The organism is Mesorhizobium sp. M1027 (genome assembly GCF_040318745.1).
Lineage (GTDB): Bacteria > Pseudomonadota > Alphaproteobacteria > Rhizobiales > Rhizobiaceae > Mesorhizobium.
On sequence record NZ_JAMYMW010000005.1, the window covers coordinates 19,741 to 37,672 of the forward strand.

Annotated in this window: 9 protein-coding genes and 5 pseudogenes; 6 read left to right on the forward strand and 8 right to left on the reverse strand. The window is 58.4% G+C overall.

Annotated elements, in window-relative coordinates; translation table 11 throughout:
• Positions 1-297 precede the first annotated feature (297 nt).
• The 3 genes and pseudogenes from NKH50_RS11055 to NKH50_RS11065 form a co-directional block, all read right to left on the reverse strand.
• Positions 298-915 (reverse strand): 4'-phosphopantetheinyl transferase family protein, encoded by a 618-nt coding sequence (locus NKH50_RS11055; protein WP_352879098.1) that lies wholly within the window; start codon positions 913-915, stop codon positions 298-300.
• Between the two features lie 336 nt (positions 916-1,251).
• Complete coding sequence (locus NKH50_RS11060) at positions 1,252-8,517, reverse strand: alpha/beta fold hydrolase (RefSeq protein ID WP_352878630.1); 7,266 nt, start codon at positions 8,515-8,517, stop codon at positions 1,252-1,254.
• Between the two features lie 1,563 nt (positions 8,518-10,080).
• Positions 10,081-10,334, reverse strand: a pseudogene (locus NKH50_RS11065) (Zn-dependent hydrolase); the annotation flags it as partial.
• 601 nt (positions 10,335-10,935) lie between these two features.
• Between NKH50_RS11065 and NKH50_RS11070 the strand changes: the two are divergent.
• Complete coding sequence (locus tag NKH50_RS11070; protein WP_352878633.1) at positions 10,936-11,934, forward strand: D-alanine--D-alanine ligase family protein; 999 nt, start codon at positions 10,936-10,938, stop codon at positions 11,932-11,934.
• 23 nt (positions 11,935-11,957) lie between these two features.
• Here NKH50_RS11070 and NKH50_RS11075 read toward each other — a convergent pair whose 3' ends face one another.
• Both NKH50_RS11075 and NKH50_RS11080 read right to left on the reverse strand, forming a co-directional pair.
• On the reverse strand, positions 11,958-12,068 hold the full coding sequence (locus NKH50_RS11075) for a hypothetical protein (protein ID WP_502906855.1): 111 nt from the start codon (positions 12,066-12,068) through the stop codon (positions 11,958-11,960).
• A 35-nt stretch (positions 12,069-12,103) separates the two neighbouring features.
• Positions 12,104-12,554, reverse strand: a pseudogene (locus tag NKH50_RS11080) (M20/M25/M40 family metallo-hydrolase); the annotation flags it as partial.
• 795 nt (positions 12,555-13,349) lie between these two features.
• Between NKH50_RS11080 and NKH50_RS11085 the strand changes: the two are divergent.
• The 3 genes and pseudogenes from NKH50_RS11085 to NKH50_RS11090 all read left to right on the forward strand — a co-directional run bounded on the left by NKH50_RS11085 (position 13,350) and on the right by NKH50_RS11090 (position 14,262).
• Positions 13,350-13,550 carry a M81 family metallopeptidase gene (locus tag NKH50_RS11085; RefSeq protein WP_352878636.1) on the forward strand — a complete coding sequence of 67 codons (201 nt, stop codon included), beginning with the start codon at positions 13,350-13,352 and terminating at the stop codon, positions 13,548-13,550.
• Positions 13,551-13,565: 15 nt separating this feature from the next.
• A complete protein-coding gene (locus NKH50_RS28960; protein ID WP_502906849.1) occupies positions 13,566-13,844 on the forward strand; it encodes an MlrC C-terminal domain-containing protein in 279 nt (92 codons plus the stop codon).
• A gap of 2 nt (positions 13,845-13,846) precedes the next feature.
• Positions 13,847-14,262: pseudogene (locus tag NKH50_RS11090) on the forward strand (MlrC C-terminal domain-containing protein).
• 336 nt (positions 14,263-14,598) lie between these two features.
• On the opposite strand, the pseudogene NKH50_RS11095 reads toward NKH50_RS11090, so the two are convergent.
• From NKH50_RS11095 to NKH50_RS28965, 3 genes and pseudogenes are all read right to left on the reverse strand, one after another.
• Positions 14,599-15,026 (reverse strand): annotated as a pseudogene (locus NKH50_RS11095) (transposase); the annotation flags it as partial.
• Positions 15,027-15,128: 102 nt separating this feature from the next.
• A complete protein-coding gene (locus NKH50_RS11100) occupies positions 15,129-15,353 on the reverse strand; it encodes an MlrC C-terminal domain-containing protein (RefSeq protein ID WP_352878639.1) in 225 nt (74 codons plus the stop codon).
• 92 nt (positions 15,354-15,445) lie between these two features.
• A complete protein-coding gene (locus NKH50_RS28965) occupies positions 15,446-15,712 on the reverse strand; it encodes an MlrC C-terminal domain-containing protein (protein WP_502906856.1) in 267 nt (88 codons plus the stop codon).
• A gap of 149 nt (positions 15,713-15,861) precedes the next feature.
• Here NKH50_RS28965 and NKH50_RS11105 point away from each other — a divergent pair, with 149 nt between their 5' ends.
• A complete protein-coding gene (locus NKH50_RS11105) occupies positions 15,862-17,088 on the forward strand; it encodes an ATP-grasp domain-containing protein (protein ID WP_352878642.1) in 1,227 nt (408 codons plus the stop codon).
• Between the two features lie 143 nt (positions 17,089-17,231).
• Positions 17,232-17,912, forward strand: a pseudogene (locus NKH50_RS11110) (helix-turn-helix domain-containing protein); the annotation flags it as partial.
• Positions 17,913-17,932: the final 20 nt, after the last annotated feature.

A 17,932-nucleotide genomic window follows, 5' to 3' on the forward strand; every position in this document is an offset into this window, starting at 1 on the left:
TCGGTCCGTCAGCAAGCCGCGCTAAATCAGCGTGTGATAGTTCGCGGGCGATCGGGGCCTTTTTCGTTCGCGTGTTCCCAATTAGGAGAAACTTGGGGCATGGCGATACGCTCTGGCGAGCTTCGGTGAAGTTCGCCTCTAAGGGCAAAGATCAGATACTGGGGCGAATTTTTCCAGTCCTTTCAGCTGCGCCGGGCCAGGCGCCAGCGCCTCAAAAGCGGTAATGCGCGGCTGTTATAGAAATGCGAGACTTAGAATCTTGCACCAGCGGCAGGTTTTAATAAAATAACCTCCAACTTATCTCTGATCAGTTCCCTTTTTATAGGCCAAGCCGATAACGTTTTTAGAACGGTAGAGATCAATGGAAAAAGTACAATTGGTCTTTTTCACGTATCCCGTGTTGGAGTTGATGTCAATCTCGACGTCCTGAAACTCAAGGATTTCGTTGCATAGTGGGAAACAGGCCTTATAGACGGCCTCCTTAAGAACGAACAGGTCTCGCCGCTGGAGCAAACGTGAGTCGTACATGCCTTGCTCTCTGGAAGTTGCAACCAAGTCAATCAAACCGCCCGGAAGAGGTTCATTAGGTTCAATGTCGATACCCAGCGCCCCGATGATTTTCTTCTCAGCAATAGCGGCGGCTGCTACCGTTTCGTGATGGGCCAAAGAGCCAACAATGCCGGCTGGCCAGGTCGGAACGCCCGATTGCGTCTTTAAGATAGGCATCGGTGGAAATCCTAGTTTACCTAGGAGTGTTCGGGCGATAATTCTTGCCGCACCGCTTTGGCGACGGACTTTGGCAACAGCGCGCCCCAGCGCAGCAACTTCGGAAGCGAACAAGGCGGCTTCGTCGACGTGTTCTATCGGACGAATGCCGACGAGGATGTTCGGTTGATCAAACCTTATAATATCCACCAATTGGCCCCCCTTGAGCGGATGGGAATTTCACACTAGCCCGCGTTCCTGTCGCAGGTAGTCGCTGACCTGGAAAATACCCTTGGTCCTCCGGGACGAACGGCGGCAGCGGTGCAGGTGCAGCCATGCCCGCGTCGCGCAGCACCGTCAGCAACCGCTTCAGCGCCGCCCGGTCGCCCCGCTGGATGCATTGCTCCCCGCTCGGTGCTTACGGTACCGTTCGACCACACTCTCATCGAGTCGTCTGCTTCAAACGCTTCTTTCAATCCAACTCAAGAGATCGCCAACCACGTTCAAGCATCGCCACGTATGATGCTCCCGCTCCTTCCGCTGTGGTCATTGCGACGGGTGGTTACGTCTGCGTATTCGCTCAAACAGGTCGCCGAACGTCGCCGCGTTAATGATCTCATCTAATTGCGGCGCCCCCCAGCGGTCGCTCGTCTTCAAGTGAGCTTGAAGTTCTGCGGCGAAAAGGCTGTCCCCCCCAACGTCGAAGAAGTTGTCGTCCAATCCTATTTCTCTGGTGCCGAGAAGAGACCTGACTTCATCAAGAAAAATGCTTCTCGGATCGCCGTGCCTCAACGTGTTGACCTTGCGTGTTTTGACTTCTTCGGGCGGAGATTTTTTCTCTTCGTTCGACTGCTCGTCGGGCGTGATTGTCCGGACCTGGTCGACCCATTCCCTGATGCGTGGAGGCAAGGGTCGGGTGGCTACAATAACTTGGCCGTTGTCCACGGTTGCCAGTATGCGCTTGATGACGTCGATCCCCTCGTCGGGACTGAGCGCCAATTCCTTCGCCTGACATGTCTGGTACGCGGCAGTCACCTGCTCATCGTAGGAGTATTCCCAGTCATCCCAGTTGGAATTGATCCACCGGACACCGATTTTGCCCTGCGCCTGCCGTGCAAATGCGTCCATGAACCCGTTGGCCGCTGCGTGCGCAGCCATCGCCGGTCCGCCGAGGATCGACGCAAGGGACGAGAAAAAGAACACGAACTCCGGTGATTGCGCGTGAATGGACTGTATCCGCTGGATCGCACCGTAAAGGTTGCGTGTCCCCACGAGTTTGGAGGCTAACTCACTGGCAGAGGGCGTGTCCTTCATCTCTGAAAGGAAATTCACATCGGCCGGTCCCGAGGCGTGAAAGATCCCGTCGATCCGCCCGAATTCCCGAACCGTTGTGTCGAGCGCGCCCGACAGGCTGTCGAAATCGGATACGTCGGCCTGCCGAAGAATAACTGAGTCGTTAAGTGCGGCCAGTCGGCGTGTCCAGCCATCCTCATCGAGATCCACGCGCCCTGAACTCAAATGTTCGGGTACGGCAAGGGGGGTTATCGCGACGACCGTTGCCCCAAGGCTCACAAGATGTTCCGTTAAAGACAAACCGATCCTCCCGAGAGGTCCTGTGATCAGATAGACGCCTCTTGGCCGCAGGACCTCCCGACTGGAAACCTCTGAAGCGAGGGCCACCTCGGGAAAATGCGGCACCCACCGTCGGTTTCCGCGTAGCGCGACGATTGCATCGGGACCAGGCACGTCACGCCCGATTTCACCCCCAAGCTGATAGGCTATATTCAGGTCGTCGATATTCAGATCAACAACCCGGCAATCGACCATAGCGTTTTCCTGCGGTAGCACGATGGCAGGACCGAACACGCACGCTTTTTCGGGATCTACAGGTTCCTCACCGACCTGAACGATCCGGTCACCAACGATCCAGAGGTCGACCGGAGTCTGGAGCGCCAGAGTGGAAAGAACTCGCGCCAAATCGAGTATGGCGTCGTTGCTCCGCAAAAGATCAGTCTGCAACGTGCCAGGATCCTCGCACGCGTCCGCTGTGCCACTCAGGTGCCAGAGGCAGACAATGCGGTCAGCGGGACACTCCGAAGCGACCTCGGCATCGAAGAGCGCCTTCAGGCCTTCCGGGGTGGGATCAATGAAGATTGTGGGCCCCTTGATTTTCAGGGGCGAATTTAAGGGTTTGGCTCGTCGGCAAACACGAACAACTTCATGGCCCGCATCCTCCAATTGCCGTGTGATGCTGTTTGCCAGCACGTTTCCCGTGTGCTCCGCTTCACCAAAGGGCCGATCAGCGAGCACCAACCAGCGTAGCGCCTTTGTACTTCCGCCACCGGGAACCGCGCGCGGAAGCATTTTCTCTGTCCAAGTCTGCGCATAGGTGAGCACTTCCCCCCTGTGTCGCCCTCGCTCCCCGGGCTGCCGCGGAAGCGTCGGGCCCCCAGGCTGATCGTCCGGCCAGCATCGGTGACCGTCAAATGAGTACGTTGGAAGGGGAAGGCGCCGGCGAGTACCGGACGGTTCCAATTGATCACTGGCCCGCTTCCAATCCACCGCAACACCCGCGGCCCAGAGTGCCCCGAGGCATTCCAGAAGGACATGGCGGTCAGTGGACTCTTCATCGTTCTCGTCGCGCGCGGCTGGGACAATCGATGGGGTTCTTGTCTTGCGATCCTCTGGGTTGATCGCTCCATGTGCGAAACGGGCCAGATTGCGCGAAGGGCCAAGGTCAATGAGTGCAGTTACACCAGCCGCGACCACGGTCTGGATAGAGCGATCGAATCGGATAGTCCCAGTTGCTTGTCCACTCCAGTGGCTCTGCGGTAAGGGCACTTTGACGCCATGCAGGGATCCTGAATTCAGAGCAATGGCCACATCCGGCAACCGCTTTTCAACGATGCGGACCTGCGCATCGATGATCTCAGCCGCTGGTTTCATCAGCGCAGAATGACTGGGGACGCCAGCTGTATTAATGACGTGGTAGGGAATCTGTACTTGTTCGAGCCTCCCCTGAAGCCTTTCGATAAGTTCTCGCTTGCCGGTGAACACGAGATCGGTATTTGAGTTCACGACACCAACGCTGATCTCGCCAGCTTCAGCTCCATCACGCCAAGCGTTCTCCATAAGGATACGCTCAGCCTCGTCCGGGCCGCATCTGGCCACAAGCATAGCACCGTCGATACCAAGATTCGCCATCGCACGGCTACGAACAACCGTCAGCCGAATCGCATCTTCAAGTTTCAGTATGCCCGCTAGGGTGGCCACGACGTATTCGCTCATGCTGTGTCCGACCAGATAATCGGGACGCACTCCACACAGGTCTAGCAAGCGCGCCAGGGCGTATTGCACTGAGAAAATCATGACACTGATTTCTTCGAAGGAAGCAGTCGCGTATCCGTCATCTTCCCCAAACATGACCGTCTCCAGGTCACGATCCAGAACCGGGCGACTAGCGGCCGCACAAGTCAGGAAAGCACTGCGGAAGTCCGGCACGTGATCGAGCAGATCCTTGAACATTCGCGTGTGCTGCACTCCGCAGCCCGGCACCATAAACCCGATCGACGGTGAGGAAAGGGTCCGATCAGCCGCACGATCCGCCTCTTCTTCTAACTTCGCGATGGCCATGTCCAAGTTGCGCGCCACAACGACTGTTCGATGATCGAATTGGCATCTCGCCACGCGTAGCGTGTGGGCGACGTCACCGAGATCGATCTCGCGCTTGCGCCGCAGGAACACGGCTAGATTCCGGCAGGCCCGGCGTAGCGCCGAGGGAGTCTTTGCAGATAGGCAAAGGGCGTGAGATCCCCGCGCGACCGATCCGGGCCAAGCCCTTGCGCTGCCGCTGTTCCATTCCTGCAGCACGACATGGCAGTTGGTTCCGCCGATACCGAGGCCAGTGACTCCGGCGGTTCGAAGGCGTCCCTGCCGACGGGGCCAAGGTCTGAGCTGCTCATTGACGAAGAAGTGCGTGTCTTCCAGACCCAGATCTTCGTTCAGCCGGTTGATGTTGATGGTCGCGGGGATTACCCCGTGCTGAAGGGTGAGAACTGTCTTGATAAAGCTCGCGACCCCAGCGGCGAAGTTGGCATGGCCGATGTTCGGTTTAATTGACCCGAGCGCACAGGCGTTGCCCGTTTCCTCTTGCCCCGCGAAAGCCTCTGCCAAAGCGCGGACCTCGATCGGGTCGCCGACCTTGGTGCCAGTGCCATGAGTTTCGATGTATTCCACGTCTTCGGCGCCGAGTGCCGCGGAGGCAAGTGCTTGGCGCACAACATCGGCCTGGCCTCGCGCGCTAGGCGCCGAGAAGGACGATTTGGCGCGGCCATCGTTGTTAATGGCACATCCTTTTACCACTGCGTGGATCGGGTCGTTCGCCGCAAGCGCATCTTCGAGGCGCTTGAGAACGACGACCCCTACCCCATCTCCAAGCACCGTGCCATTGGCATCGGCATCAAAGGCTCGACACACACCGTCCGAAGAATTGATAAAGTCCTTGACATACTGATACCCCGCTTGAGGGAAGGTGATGCTCGACCCGCCTGCCAGCGCCATGTCGCAATAGCCGGCCGCGAGCGACTGAGCGGCGACCGCGATCGTCACTAGCCCAGTAGAGCATGAGGTTTGCACCGCCATGCTTGGGCCGTTGAGGTTCAGCATGTAGGAGACGCGCGAGGCAAGATAGTCCTTGTCGTTGCCGAGATCCGTTAGGAAAGCGAGCGGAGCGTTAGTGGGATCGATGAGGCCGCCGCCCTTCAAATGGTGTAAGAGATAGAGGGGGAAGGACGAACCTGCGAACACACCCGTCCGCCCCTCATGCTGGGTGGGCGCGTAACCGGCCGACTCGAGTGCCTTCCAGCAGCATTCGAGAAACAGGCGATGCTGCGGGTCCATCAGCGTTGCCTCACGCCTCGAGAGATTCCAGAAATCCGGGTCGAAAAGGTCCACATCGTTCAGGTGGGCACCCACGAGCACATAATCGGAGCGCTTCAGGACAACCTCCGGAATGCCCCGGGCCTTGAGCTCCTGCGCGGAGAGCGGGGCGATCGAGCAGACCCCTTGGCAGAGGTTTTCCCAGAGCGCATCGACGGTCTCCGCGCCGGGGAAACGCGCGGCCATACCAATCACCGCAATGTCCATCCCGGGGCCGCGTCGCCCGTCGAACGCCTTAATATGCGCCCTGCCCGCTGAGACTGGCGGTGTTTTGGGGAGCTTCCGGATTTGGGGACGTCCCTGCTCGCCGCCGCGCTTGTGCAGAAGAGCCGTGAGTTCTTCAAAAGTCGGATTGAGGAAGACCTCCACTACGCGGAGATCCACCTTCAGACTTTTGCGAAGCTGCGTGCAAAGACGGGCAGCCAGAAGGGAGTGTCCGCCGCAGTCGAAAAAGTTGTCGCGCGGCTCACCAGCTTCAGCCTGGAGCAGGTCGCGCCAAGCTGCGCGAAGTGCCGTTTCGACCTCGTCCGCACCTGTCACTGGAGCGCACGCCTCTTCCGCCAGCTCGCGGAGGCGCGACCGATCAAGTTTCCCATTGGCCGCAATGGGCAATTCCCTCACAGCGACGAAGTCCGACGGCATCGCGTAGTGTGGCAGCTCAGATTTCAAATGCGCCCGCAAAGCAGCCTCCCAGCCCTTGGCCCCATTCCGCAAGACTACATAGGCGATCAGTCGATCAGGCCGGCCGGTGGTCGGGTCAAGCTCCGGCAATACGGCGGCGGAGCAGACCCCGGAGTACCGAAGCAAAGCAGCTTCTACAGACCCCGGCACGACGCTGAAACCTCGGATCTTCACCATGAAAGCGCAGCGCCCGATAATCTCCAATTGGCCACCGGGCAGCATGCGGCCAAGATCGCCAGTGCGGAACATCGTGCCACCAGCGCGGAACGGGTCGGGAAGGAACCGTTCCCGTGTCATCTCCGGGCTGTTAAGATATCCATGCCCCACTCCATCGCCGCCGACGAAGATCTCGCCCAGGAAGCCCAATGGTATGGGATCGCGCTGCTCCCCGAGGACATAGACACTGACATTGTACTGAGGTGGACCGACCGGTACGACCTTTTGTGCTGTCGTAGGATCGATCTCGCTCAAATCAATGTGCGTGACGTCATGCGTCTCCGCTGTGCCGTAGTTATTGATAATTTTGACATGAGGCAACGCATCCTTCACACGCGCAAGCAACGCTGCTGTTACCACCTCGCCTGACAGGTAGATCAATCGAAGATCCGGAAGGCGGGAGCGGTCGTCGAGGAAGCCGCTGCTGACAAGAACATCGAGCAGGGAAGGGGTTAATACTGTTCTGGAAATTCTATTTTGTTCCAGGTAGTCGACCAGCTGGTGCGGATCGTAGATAACGTCGTCCGGGATAAGATAGGCCGGCATCCCGGCGAGGATTGGCCGCATTATCTCCCAGACCAAGAAGAGATTGACCGCCTCGCGCTCATCAGGCGCGTATGGGAGCGCGTGATTGTACCACTGGTAAGAGCACACATTGGTTCGGTGGGGGCAGACGATCCCCTTCGGTTCACCAGTCGTTCCAGACGAAAATACGATCTGGGCCGGCGCATCGAGATCCACCGCTTGGGGATTGGCCGGACTGGCGTTGCCGAGTTTCGCTTCCCAACCATCGTCGAGCGACAGCGTAAGACCCGACCAGTTAGGCGGAAGGCGAGCTGCGCAACGGTTATTGGTGACGACGATTTCCACAGATGCCTTCTCAAGCATCCGCATTAGCGCGGCCACGGGCTGAGCTTTGTCAAGAACGACGTAGGCCGCCCCTGTCTTAAGAATACCGAACAGCGCGACGGCGTATTCAGGTGAGGTATCCATTAGGATACCGACGCGCGAACCTCGGCTCTGACCTTGTCCGAGGAGGTGTCTGGATAGAATCTCGCTCAGGTGGTCGAGCTCACGGTATGTTAAGATCCCAATGTCTGAGACGACGGCTGGGGCGTCCGGATTGAGGGCCGCTTGTTTACGGAATTGGTCATGCAGTGGTAGTTCAGGATAAGGTAGAGCGTCGGCAATCCGAATGGAAGCTGGGAGTTGTGCCTTTACCTCCCCAACTTCACGCAGGACCGTAGACACTACTTCCGCCGTCATGGAATGGGTGTAGAAGTGATCGCCCTCAAACATAATCCGGGCGAACCGTGACGTCGTGAGCTGACGCCATTTGTCTAGATCATTAGCATTGACTGTTTCGTCTTGGGCACCCCCCATTGTCGTGATCGCCGCCTCGAGAGGCGAAGGTAAGTTTCGGTCGTAGGTCTCAGCGAGTTCGAAGTCGGCCCTCATTGGAGGCAAGATGAAGTCACGTAGGAGTTCCTCATTTGCCAGCGCCTCCTTGGGGACCAGACCTAGACTCCGGACCACGTCGGTTAACTTGTCATCCGGGTATCTATACATCGGCGGCTCATCCGCCGGTATATCCGCTGAAGGGTGAGCTGACACGACAACGTGAAAGGGAGATGGCCGACCGGCCTTTTCAAGGGAGCGGGCGGTCTCGTAAGCCACCAACGCACCTACGCTGTGACCGAAGAAAATGAAGGGCCGATCGCTGTACTCGGGCAGCGCCTCGGTGACCATCGGTACTAGTACGTCCATACTGCGGATAGCGGCCTCCACTGACCGTTTACCGCGCCCGGGAAGATCCAGGCAAATAAGTTCAACGTCTTCTGGCAGATAGTCAGACCAAGTACGGAATGACTGGGTACCGCCGCCACCGTGCGGGAAGCAGATTATTCGATACGAAGGCTCAAGTGAGCTCTTTACAACGCTTAGAAATGCTTTGCCTTCTTTATTAACTCGTTCCATTTTTAGACGTCTCCGCTTCGATTAAGCTATAGATAAACGCCTCCATCTGGACGTTAATTTCTCGACCGAGATTTTCACAATCAATCCTGGCATATATTGCTTTCAAGAGACTTGGAAAATCCAGTAAATGGTCACCCTGCTCCGCGACGTAACTCTCGTAGTTAGACAGTGCACCGCCATAATGAGGCCCGCCTTCTGCAGACGTCGCACCTCATCTCCAAAGTATGCTGCCTCCGCATAGCTCTTGCGAGTGCTTATGATAACGAAACCGTTCGAACGCGTGAGGCGAACCAGTTCTCGCCGTAGCAGACTGTAATGTCCTAACTCGCACTAGAGCGGCCCGTTGAAGTCGACATCGCCTTTGACATATCGGTAGACTCATCTGAGAGGTCGAATCCATCGAGCAACTGAAACCCGAGGCGGTTTCACGCTCGCGCACGTCCGACCCGACGGACTGCTTCAGCTGCACACCGATAAGGCCGGTTCCGTACCCAGCGTCTAGAATTTCCGTGGCTGCACGGTCGTTGGCCAAATACGCTGTCTGCACGGCACTTGCGAGTTCTGCAACGACCGTCGGCCCGCAATACTCCTCGCGGCCGACATCATTGGACCTCGCCGAACCGCGATAAAAGTTATCCAAGTCAGCGGCGTCGCCGTCGAGGGCGTAGGAGGCCTTGATACGCTCCAGCGCGGCCTGCCCCAATGCGGTCTGTCGATCCGAGCTGCTCATGACACTTCCTCCGTGTGGTCGCCAAGCTGGACTAAACTTCCTGACGGCGAGGATAGCAGTGGCAGGTGACTGCAGAAAGACAATATTCGTGAAACTTAAGTTAAAGCCGCTTCAATTAAGTTTTATGAAGAGGGTAACAATTCATATTTATCCACTCGACTATTGATTTGGTGGTCAAAGGTGGACTCAAGCTATTTTAGTTTGAGCCTGGCACCAGCCGCAAGTGAGGCGCGCTGTCGGCAAGAGCGACGCCTGCTGTTTGGTCTCGGCCAAGATCGGCACTCGTTGATGATCGCTGCGGTCAACGGCTGGGTTGGTGAGAACTCTCAGCTCGCTCAGTCCATATCTCCTTTTGGACCTTCTAGGACGTTGCAGGTCAGATCATCACCAGTCGCCTCAGTTTGGCCCTTCCACGCGAAACGAGCCAGCTTCTCGGTCGCGAACCTCGCTGTTTCCTGCACCCGATACTCGTGTCAAGCGAAGTGAGGCAAAAGGGGGTCAGTTTCTCAATTCGCCCGACAACTCGAGTTCGGAATGTTCGTGGAGGTCAGCGGCGCCACCGGGCTGCCTCGTGGTGTAGATTCCGGAAAAAGTTCCGCGCTGTGTGTGTCAGGCCTCCAACTTATGAATATCACATAGAGTGTGTGTGCTGTACGACTAAGTAGTTCCCCGCCACGTGAAGGCCCGCGCGCCTTCGCCTCATCACATCCTGCTGCACCCAGTTCGTGCTCTGATCCAGGAATGGGACACGGATTGCGCGTCGCCATCGGTTGGCGCACGGGCTCATAGGCGAGGGCGGCATATTGGAACGGGACGGCAATCCGGCTCTCGGCAGCTGCAGCGACGTCTGCATCCTTTCGGATAGCCATCCGCGTCGTACCGGCGGGATTCTGGGTGCCGTGGAAGACGATTGAGTACTGCCAGATTCCCACGATACTGGTAACAATACCGATCCGCTTGCTCGAGGCTTCCAGCGCGTCGCCCTGTTCTATGTGTGCTTCCAGTCGATCTCCGCTTCTTCGATGTCACCGACGAACGAACGACTTCCGAGCAAGGGGAGGTAGTGACTTTCTTCATCCGCCCACGCGACCGGGCGATGGGAAGACCGGTGCAGTCCGGCGTTTGCGTGGCGAACCGCTATTCCATTGATTACCCGATCAAAACTCTAACGATAGAAGCTCACCATCCGCTAACACACCTATCCTTCAGGGCCTGGTCAGCCTCGATAGGACCAGAAGGCGAACCGAGATTCTAGCTGGCTTCAAAGCTATATCGAATACGGGACTAGTCCATATGGGCCCTTGCCGCCGCAGGCGGGTTACTCATTTAGCCGCTGCAAGCGGCGACCGTATGTGAGCTTCACCGACTCGCATAGCCGAGCCGCGTCGTTGTCGAGCAGATGTTCGAGTTTGGCACGAAAGTCGACCGTCGTTATTCGTCGTTCCGCGTCCTCATCTTCAGCTGTGGCCGATTGAAGACACCTATGTTGGAAACCCGACACTGAGACGCAAGTGTTCCGCCGGGAGCGGCGCCAAACCCGTGGTTTCCCCTCTGCTGCACAACCTCTTCGGTGGCACGCTGATTGCATGGGACACCGTGAGGGCGCGGCGTCCAGACGAACTGTTGCTTCGATCGGCCAAATGCTAGCGAATGATCGCGACAGCGGGCAAACAGTCAGGGAGTAGCGTATGCGAGTAGCCATCGTGTGGAACCATGATCATACGGGCGTGATCAACCGATTCGGTCAGCCTATTCCGGAGTTCAACGAGCGCAAGACGGTCGAAAGCGTGGTGGCGGCACTGCAAGAGGAGGGTCACCAGACGCTGCTGTGCGAAGGCGATAAGGGGCTGCTCCCTGCGCTAGAGCGGTTCATGCCATCCGATCCGCAGGCCCGCCCCTCCGGAATGGTATTCAACATGGCGGCGGGAATTCAGGGCGAGGGCCGTGAGACCCACGTTCCGGCCATGCTCGAAATGGCCGGCGTTCCGTACACTGGATCGAGCCCGCTCGGGCATGGGCTCGCGCTGGACAAGGCCATCACGAAGAGGCTTATTCGCGATCGCGGCGTGCCGACGCCGGACTTTCGCGTGATGCGTCGCGGCACCGAGAGTACCGGCGACCTGCGATTCCCAGTAATAGTGAAGCCCTGTCGCGAATCCACCAGCTTCGGATTGCAGCTCGTACATGAGCCCGCTCAGTTGAGGCAGGCCGTAGAAGTGATAGTCACGCAGTGCGCGCAGGACGCGCTCGTGGAAGAATACATCGAGGGGCAGGAAATCTGCGTCGCGCTGCTGGGAAACGAAGAGCTCGAGGTGTTGCCTTTGGTGGAGCATGACTTCGGCGACCGCGAAATGCATCTTCTCACTTGGGAAGACAAGATGCACAGGGCGGCGACCGCGCCGCCGAAGATTTGCCCGGCGCAAATCGAGAGCAAGCTTGCGACGATGCTGCGGGATATTTCAGTTGCAACCTTCCGTGCCTGCCAGTGCCTGGATTACGCCCGCGTCGACCTCCGGATCGACCGCTTCGGCCAGCCCTTTGTCTTGGAGATTAACGCCAATCCGGGAATCGGTAGGAACACCATTTATGCCCTGGCGGCGACGACTGCCGGATACAGCTTCTCGAGCTTCGTTAATCGCATCCTCGATATCGCCCACACGCGGTATTTCGGAATCGGCATCCCCTAGACTTAGCTAGCGTCGCGTCCACGTCACCATAGCCCTGCATCCCGTGGTAGGTCCTTCGGGCCCCGGCTTCGGTCAGGATTTCGGCCAACTTTGAGGGTCGAGAGGGGCGTCCTGTCGGACGGTTTGAATACCATCGTTTTGCCGCAGGCCACTGCCGGCGCGCACTTCTTTGGATCATCATCGGGCCGCCCGATGGTAATTCGATCTCTTCTGCCGGCTGGAAGATCAAGGCGACGGAGCCCTTAAATTTGCGCGTACTCGCAAGATGCTTTGCGGCGCCCAGCAACATGGCCGTGTGCCCGTCGTGGCCGCATGCATGCATTCTGCCTTGTATTTTCGACGACCAGGGTTTGTCTGAGGCCTCAACGATTGGCAGGGCGTCCATGTCCGCCCTTAATCCGATGGTCGGCCCGTGTCTCCGCCTTCGCCTTGGATTAATGCGACATACCGGTCTCAGCAATTCCCGTTTCGATGTGATTGATTCCGAAAGAGGCTAGTTTCTCGGTAACGAACTTTGCTGTGTTGTGTAACCGATAATCGAGCTCGGGATTTTCATGGAGATAGTGGCGCCATTCGGTTGCTTCCCGCTGCATATCCCGGAAATGTTCAACGCTGTGCATGTCGGGTCCGCAATTTACGGATCATGTAGAAGAGAGTGTCGCGTAGTGTACGGCTCAGTATTTTCCGCGCCGTCTCTTGGCTCCGGTGAGTTACCGGAGGTGGCCGTGGCGGTAACAACGAGTACGAGGTCCGCGCGCCCCGTTGCCTCACGTACCTTCCGCAACCGCCGCGCGTGCTGCGCGGGCGGGCCAGTCATGGCGGTTCTCGGGTTCGATTCGCTCTCAGGTTTTATCCGGCAATCCGCGGTTACCGGGCAGCGCCCGATCGCCGCCGGCGGAAGCGGTCATAGGGGGCCATAACATGCTTGGAGGTCAGCTCTACGACGGCGGCTGTGAAGACCTGCTCTTTCGTTACACGATCCATGCTCATGCCGAGCTTTCAAATGAGGTGTCTGTAATGTGCGGTTCGGTAGTGCCGGCAACAATCATATTCAACTTTGCTGAATCGCCAAAACGTCCTAGAGCGCTTTCGAGGTTAAGAATCTCGGCTCACCAACGGAGCGCGACAGGACGAGCTTGAACCCTCACCATCTGATCGCCGATACTAAGCGAAGGCGTTTGCAATCGTCGACGGCGAAGTCGCGCCGGAGTTCGCGCTTGTTTCGCTGTCAGGTACTTCGAGCGCGTCCATGGCGTCGCTGATCGCGCTCAGCAACCTTTGCAATCACCTGCCAACAAGGACTTCATCATGTTCTTCACCGTTCTTTACCGCCGGGTTCTCCGTGCGCGCATCAATCGGCCCGGATATGCCCCATTGCAATCACACTGGATCACCACGGATACATCACGCCGAAGATGTGCGAGCTCGCCAATATCGTCGTGTCTTACAGGACCTGCCCCCATGTCGATATGCGCGAATGCGGCCAGCTTTCCGGCGGCATCCTCCAGCGCGCGATGAAGGGCGAGATTCGACCACGCACCCTGCGCGTGCACCGCCCGATGCTGGAAGAGGCAAGTTGCGGGCGCACCGATGTCGGTCCGATGATCGATCGGTAGCCAAAGCCATAGCCTATGAGAAGGAGCCTGGGTCTTCGCCGTCAGCATCGCTTTGACGTCATCAATTACTATATGTCGGTTGAGGAGGCGGCCGACATCGCCAAGGCTTACAAGCGCGGTAAAGGTCCTATCATCGCCGACTACGCTGACAATCCGGGTGGCGGTGCCTGTGGCGATTCGACTAATCTGCTGAAGGTGCTGCTTGATGCCGGAATTGTTGATGCCGCCTTCGGCCCAATGGTTGATGCGGAAACAGCTAAGCAGTTACATCGCCACAAGGCGGCGAGCGCGTGAAGGTGAAGCGGGGCGGTAAGCCCGATCCGCGCTTCGGCGGAACGCCGCTGGACCTCGAGGGCGAGATTCGCCTGATCAGCGATGGTTTTTACACCGGCGCCGGTCCGATGTTGGGAGGGTTGCATTTCGGGTGGGGCGAGACCGTGGTCTTGCGCGTCGGCGGCATTGACGTTCTGGTGGTGAGCGAGCCCGCCCAGATGCGGATCTGCAGCAATTCCGCGCCTTCGGCATCGTTCCAGCCGCTAAGATCGTGGTCGGCCTCAAATCTATGCACCATTTCAGCGCCCCCTTCGAGCTTATTGCCGGCAAGGTCATCGTCTGCGACAGCGGCGCACTCTGCACCCCGCATTGGGAAAAGCTGCGGTATCGGAACGTACCGCGGCCGATCTTCCCACTCGATCGAGTAATGCACATTTAAGCCGGTGGAAAGCGACATGACCGGTCCGCGCCATGCCTTGCCGCGTTATAGACCACCAAGCAGGGTATCTCTTCCACCAATTCAGTAGCCCAGGCACCCTAGCGTCAAGAATTCCGCTCTTCGGCCGACATCCCTCGCAACCACTCGCAGCCGCTCGGCCGCAGGCGTGAGGGATCGATTGTCGGTCCATGTCAGATAGTATCTCCAGGGCCTGCATCTCGAAATCCGTGATCCTGACGAGCTTGCCTCTTCGATTAGTGCTCGCATCAGTTGATGCCAGCCCACGGTAACGCCTTGATCAGACTGAGCAGCTTGGCAAGGCCAACAAGTACTTGCTAAACCTGCGGCCACGAGACGCTCGTCGCAGGAAGCCGTCAGCGACACGAGTGTCTGGCAGTTGGCATTCTTGCCGAGCGCCGAAGCATATTGCGGCGCCACCCCTACCGAATGTCTGCCCTTCTTCGCAGTGTCATCGATGACCAGCATCGCATCCGGGCCGCCGACCATCTTGTCCGCCTGGCGCGCCAGCTGTTCCTCTAGCGGGCCCGCATCCCAGACGCCGCTCGAAATGAAAATGCAGTCGATCGTATCGGTCAGGCCACCAGCCGGGCAGCCATCGGCTCAATGCTCTTGCGCACGCCGGGACAGGGCAGACCGCTCACATAGAGCGGGCACATCTGCCGCCGCAGTGGCCGAGCCGCGCCGGAGACGGGCTCAAGCCACGGCGTGATCTCCTCCACGCCCCATCGCGCGCTCCATCTCATCGTCGCGCGAAACATCGCCAATCCTTGGCAATGAAACCGTTAACCTGCCAAAGCAGTGCTAGTCCCAAATCGGGCGGCGGACATGGCGGCAGACTATATTTGTTAAAGGCGGCGGCTCTCACACGCCGCCGTCAACCCTAATCGCCTCGCGATCGGTTCGAACGCCGCACGGAAATGATGAGGGACTTCTACAGTTGCGCAGTGAAGCGGGTCGATGCCGAGGGAAGTGAGCTGCGCGAGATAGATCGCTTGCGCATTCCGCGAGATCAACGCAACTTCGATGCCGCACGCCCGCAGCATCAGGCTCGGCCCGAAAAACTGCGCCATGTGTCACCTTTCATGGGTCCGGAGATGCCCGTCGGTGATGGAGACAATCTGCGCCTCGACGTCGAGCGGCCCCCAACCAACTCGGGTCGTGTTTACCGCCGAGCAGGATGCGCCCCTTGGTGCCGACGCCAATCCCGAATGCCGGCTTGCACCGCGGCCGGATCGAAGATTGCATAGAAGGCCGCGTTCTGCAGGCCAACCGCAATCGTCGCGCGTAGCAGGTTGGTAGTGTCGCCGCAATTGCCCCCTGGATTGTCGCTGAATCGGCGAGCACCAGCGGCTTGTCGGCGTCCGCCTCCCCGGTTTTGGCTCCTTGAAGAGCTGTTATGGCAAAGACGGCCCGATCGGTTGCAACAGATCCGTCAATTAAATTTACAGAATCTTTGCAACCGCAAATCGCCGCTACTGGTATGTTCACCACGAAGTCTGAGGTCACGCACGGCTAAGGAACTGATGCCGAGTTTCGCTCGGATCGCCGCACAGCACGCAACGTGGGAGTTAACAGCCAATGCCAAGAAAAGCGATCATCCTGATTGAAGGCCATACGAGGGGTCCTGGTCTGCTATATGTCGAAGCCGCCAGGCGTCTTGGCTTTCAAGCAATAACACTATCGACTGATCCAGCTCGGTACGACTATCTTGCGGCGGAAAGCACCGAGGCAATCCGCGTCGATACAAACAGCCTCGATGCGCTGATCCGCGAATGTTCCCAGCTAGGAAAGGACTACGACATTGCTGGCATTACATCCGCTGCGCAGTCTTGCTGCGCGACAGTTGGCAAGCTCTGCCGGTATTTCGATCTACCAGGACCGAACCCCGCATCGGTTGAACGATGCAACGACAAATTCACTCAACGGCAGCTCCTCGTGGAGGCCGGCGTACCAATACCTGCTTATCGCTTGGCAGCAGATGTGACCGACGTAGAAAGCTCTGCTGCGGAGATCGGCCTGCCGGTGATTCTTAAGCCGGCCGTAGGCAGCGGCAGCAGCGGTGTCCGATTGTGCCGCAATGTCGATGAGCTGGCCGAACACACGACCTACCTGTTGGGCGGGCAGCACATATGGCGATCCCCGCCGAGGATACTGGTCGAAGAATTCGCACAAGGCCCCTTCTATTGGGCCGACATAATGGGAGATCAGATCATTGGGATTGGCATCGGTGACTCCGGCCCTCTACCGCATTTCGTCTGTCGTGAGTGCACCATTCCGGCCCCGCTGACTGATGACGAGCATGAGCGTATCGCCGATGTTTCGCTGAGCTGTTTGCGAGCTCTCGGCCTTGGCTGGGGGCCAACGGGCATTGAATTCCGGTGGACGAAGCGTGGCCCAGTCGTCATTGAAGTCAATCCGCGGCTTCATGGCCCGCCCACTCCCCAACTGATTCAGCTTGCTTACGGTATCGATGTCATCACCGAGCACATCAAGCTTGCTATCGGCGACGAATGGGATTTGCGCAGAACGAAGTCGCACACCGCGAGTGCCCGGATTCTGATACCAGATCTCGATGGTACTCTTGATCGGGTCGACGGCGAAAGTCGGGCTGCTGCTGTGTCGGGTGTCGCAGAGGTCCAACTCTATGTGAAACCCCCGATGCCCATAGTCCGAAAAGGTGATATCCAAGATGGTATCGGACACGTCATCGCCGCTTCTCCCAGCCCTGCTCGGACGGAGGCGATACTTCAGCGTGCCGTCGGCCTAGTAGATTGGTCGATCACACCATTTTCGCCGCCTGGGTAACAGGAACAATCTACCGCCCTTACCTCCTCGCACCAGCGCAGCGCGTGCTATCTGGCTGTGAGCTTTCAATAGGTTGTTCATCCGGTCCGGACCGGGAAAGCTGAGGTTGTCGAAGCTTCAGTGATTCTCGGAGCACCGGATACGTCCACAAGAATGCCCGGCTGACGCCGCGCGGTCGAGAGCGAATTGAAAGGCAGGTCGAGAGCGGGCAAACGCCGGAGGCCGTCGCCTCAGCCGCAGGCGTCTGCCCGCGGACGGTCCGCAAGTGGGTCGACCGACATCGCCACGAAGGATCGGCGGGATTGCGAGATCGCTCATCCCGCCCGCATCGGCCGCGCCGACCGACGTCTGCGGCGGTTATCGAGACGATCGAACGGTTGCGCCGTCGCGCTGGACGGGCAAACAGATCGCCGCCGAGGCCGGCGTCTCGCCAGCGACTGTTAGCCGTGTTCTGCGCTGGTTGGGCTTGAACAAGCTGAGCGCCTTGGAGCCGGAACCCCTGCGCCGCTATGAACGGGAGCATCCGGGCGAACTCATCCATCTCGACATCAAGAAGCTCGGTCGGATCGGCTCCGTGGGACACACATCGCATCACTGGACGGCAAACTGGCGTGGTCAACCGCCACCTCGGTATCGGCTGGGAGTTCGTCCATGTCTGCATCGACGATGCTTCGCGTGTCGCTTTCGTCCAGGTCATGCCCGATGAGCGCAAGGAGAGCGCTGTCGCCTTCCTCGAGGCCGCCGTTGCCTATTTTGCCAAGATGGGAATCCGTATCGAGCGCGTGATGACCGATAACGGCTCCTGCTACCAATCTCGACCGTTCCACGATGGCGCGCTGGCACT

Coding starts and splice junctions, on each gene's coding strand:
- NKH50_RS11060 (WP_352878630.1), bottom strand. CDS start 8,517: ATGGAACGAGTTAATAAAGAAGGCAAAGCATTTCTAAGCGTTGTAAAG.
- NKH50_RS11070 (WP_352878633.1), top strand. CDS start 10,936: ATGCGAGTAGCCATCGTGTGGAACCATGATCATACGGGCGTGATCAAC.
- NKH50_RS11075 (WP_502906855.1), bottom strand. CDS start 12,068: ATGGTATTCAAACCGTCCGACAGGACGCCCCTCTCGACCCTCAAAGTT.
- NKH50_RS11085 (WP_352878636.1), top strand. CDS start 13,350: ATGTGCGAGCTCGCCAATATCGTCGTGTCTTACAGGACCTGCCCCCAT.
- NKH50_RS28960 (WP_502906849.1), top strand. CDS start 13,566: ATGAGAAGGAGCCTGGGTCTTCGCCGTCAGCATCGCTTTGACGTCATC.
- NKH50_RS11100 (WP_352878639.1), bottom strand. CDS start 15,353: ATGGCGCAGTTTTTCGGGCCGAGCCTGATGCTGCGGGCGTGCGGCATC.
- NKH50_RS11105 (WP_352878642.1), top strand. CDS start 15,862: ATGCCAAGAAAAGCGATCATCCTGATTGAAGGCCATACGAGGGGTCCT.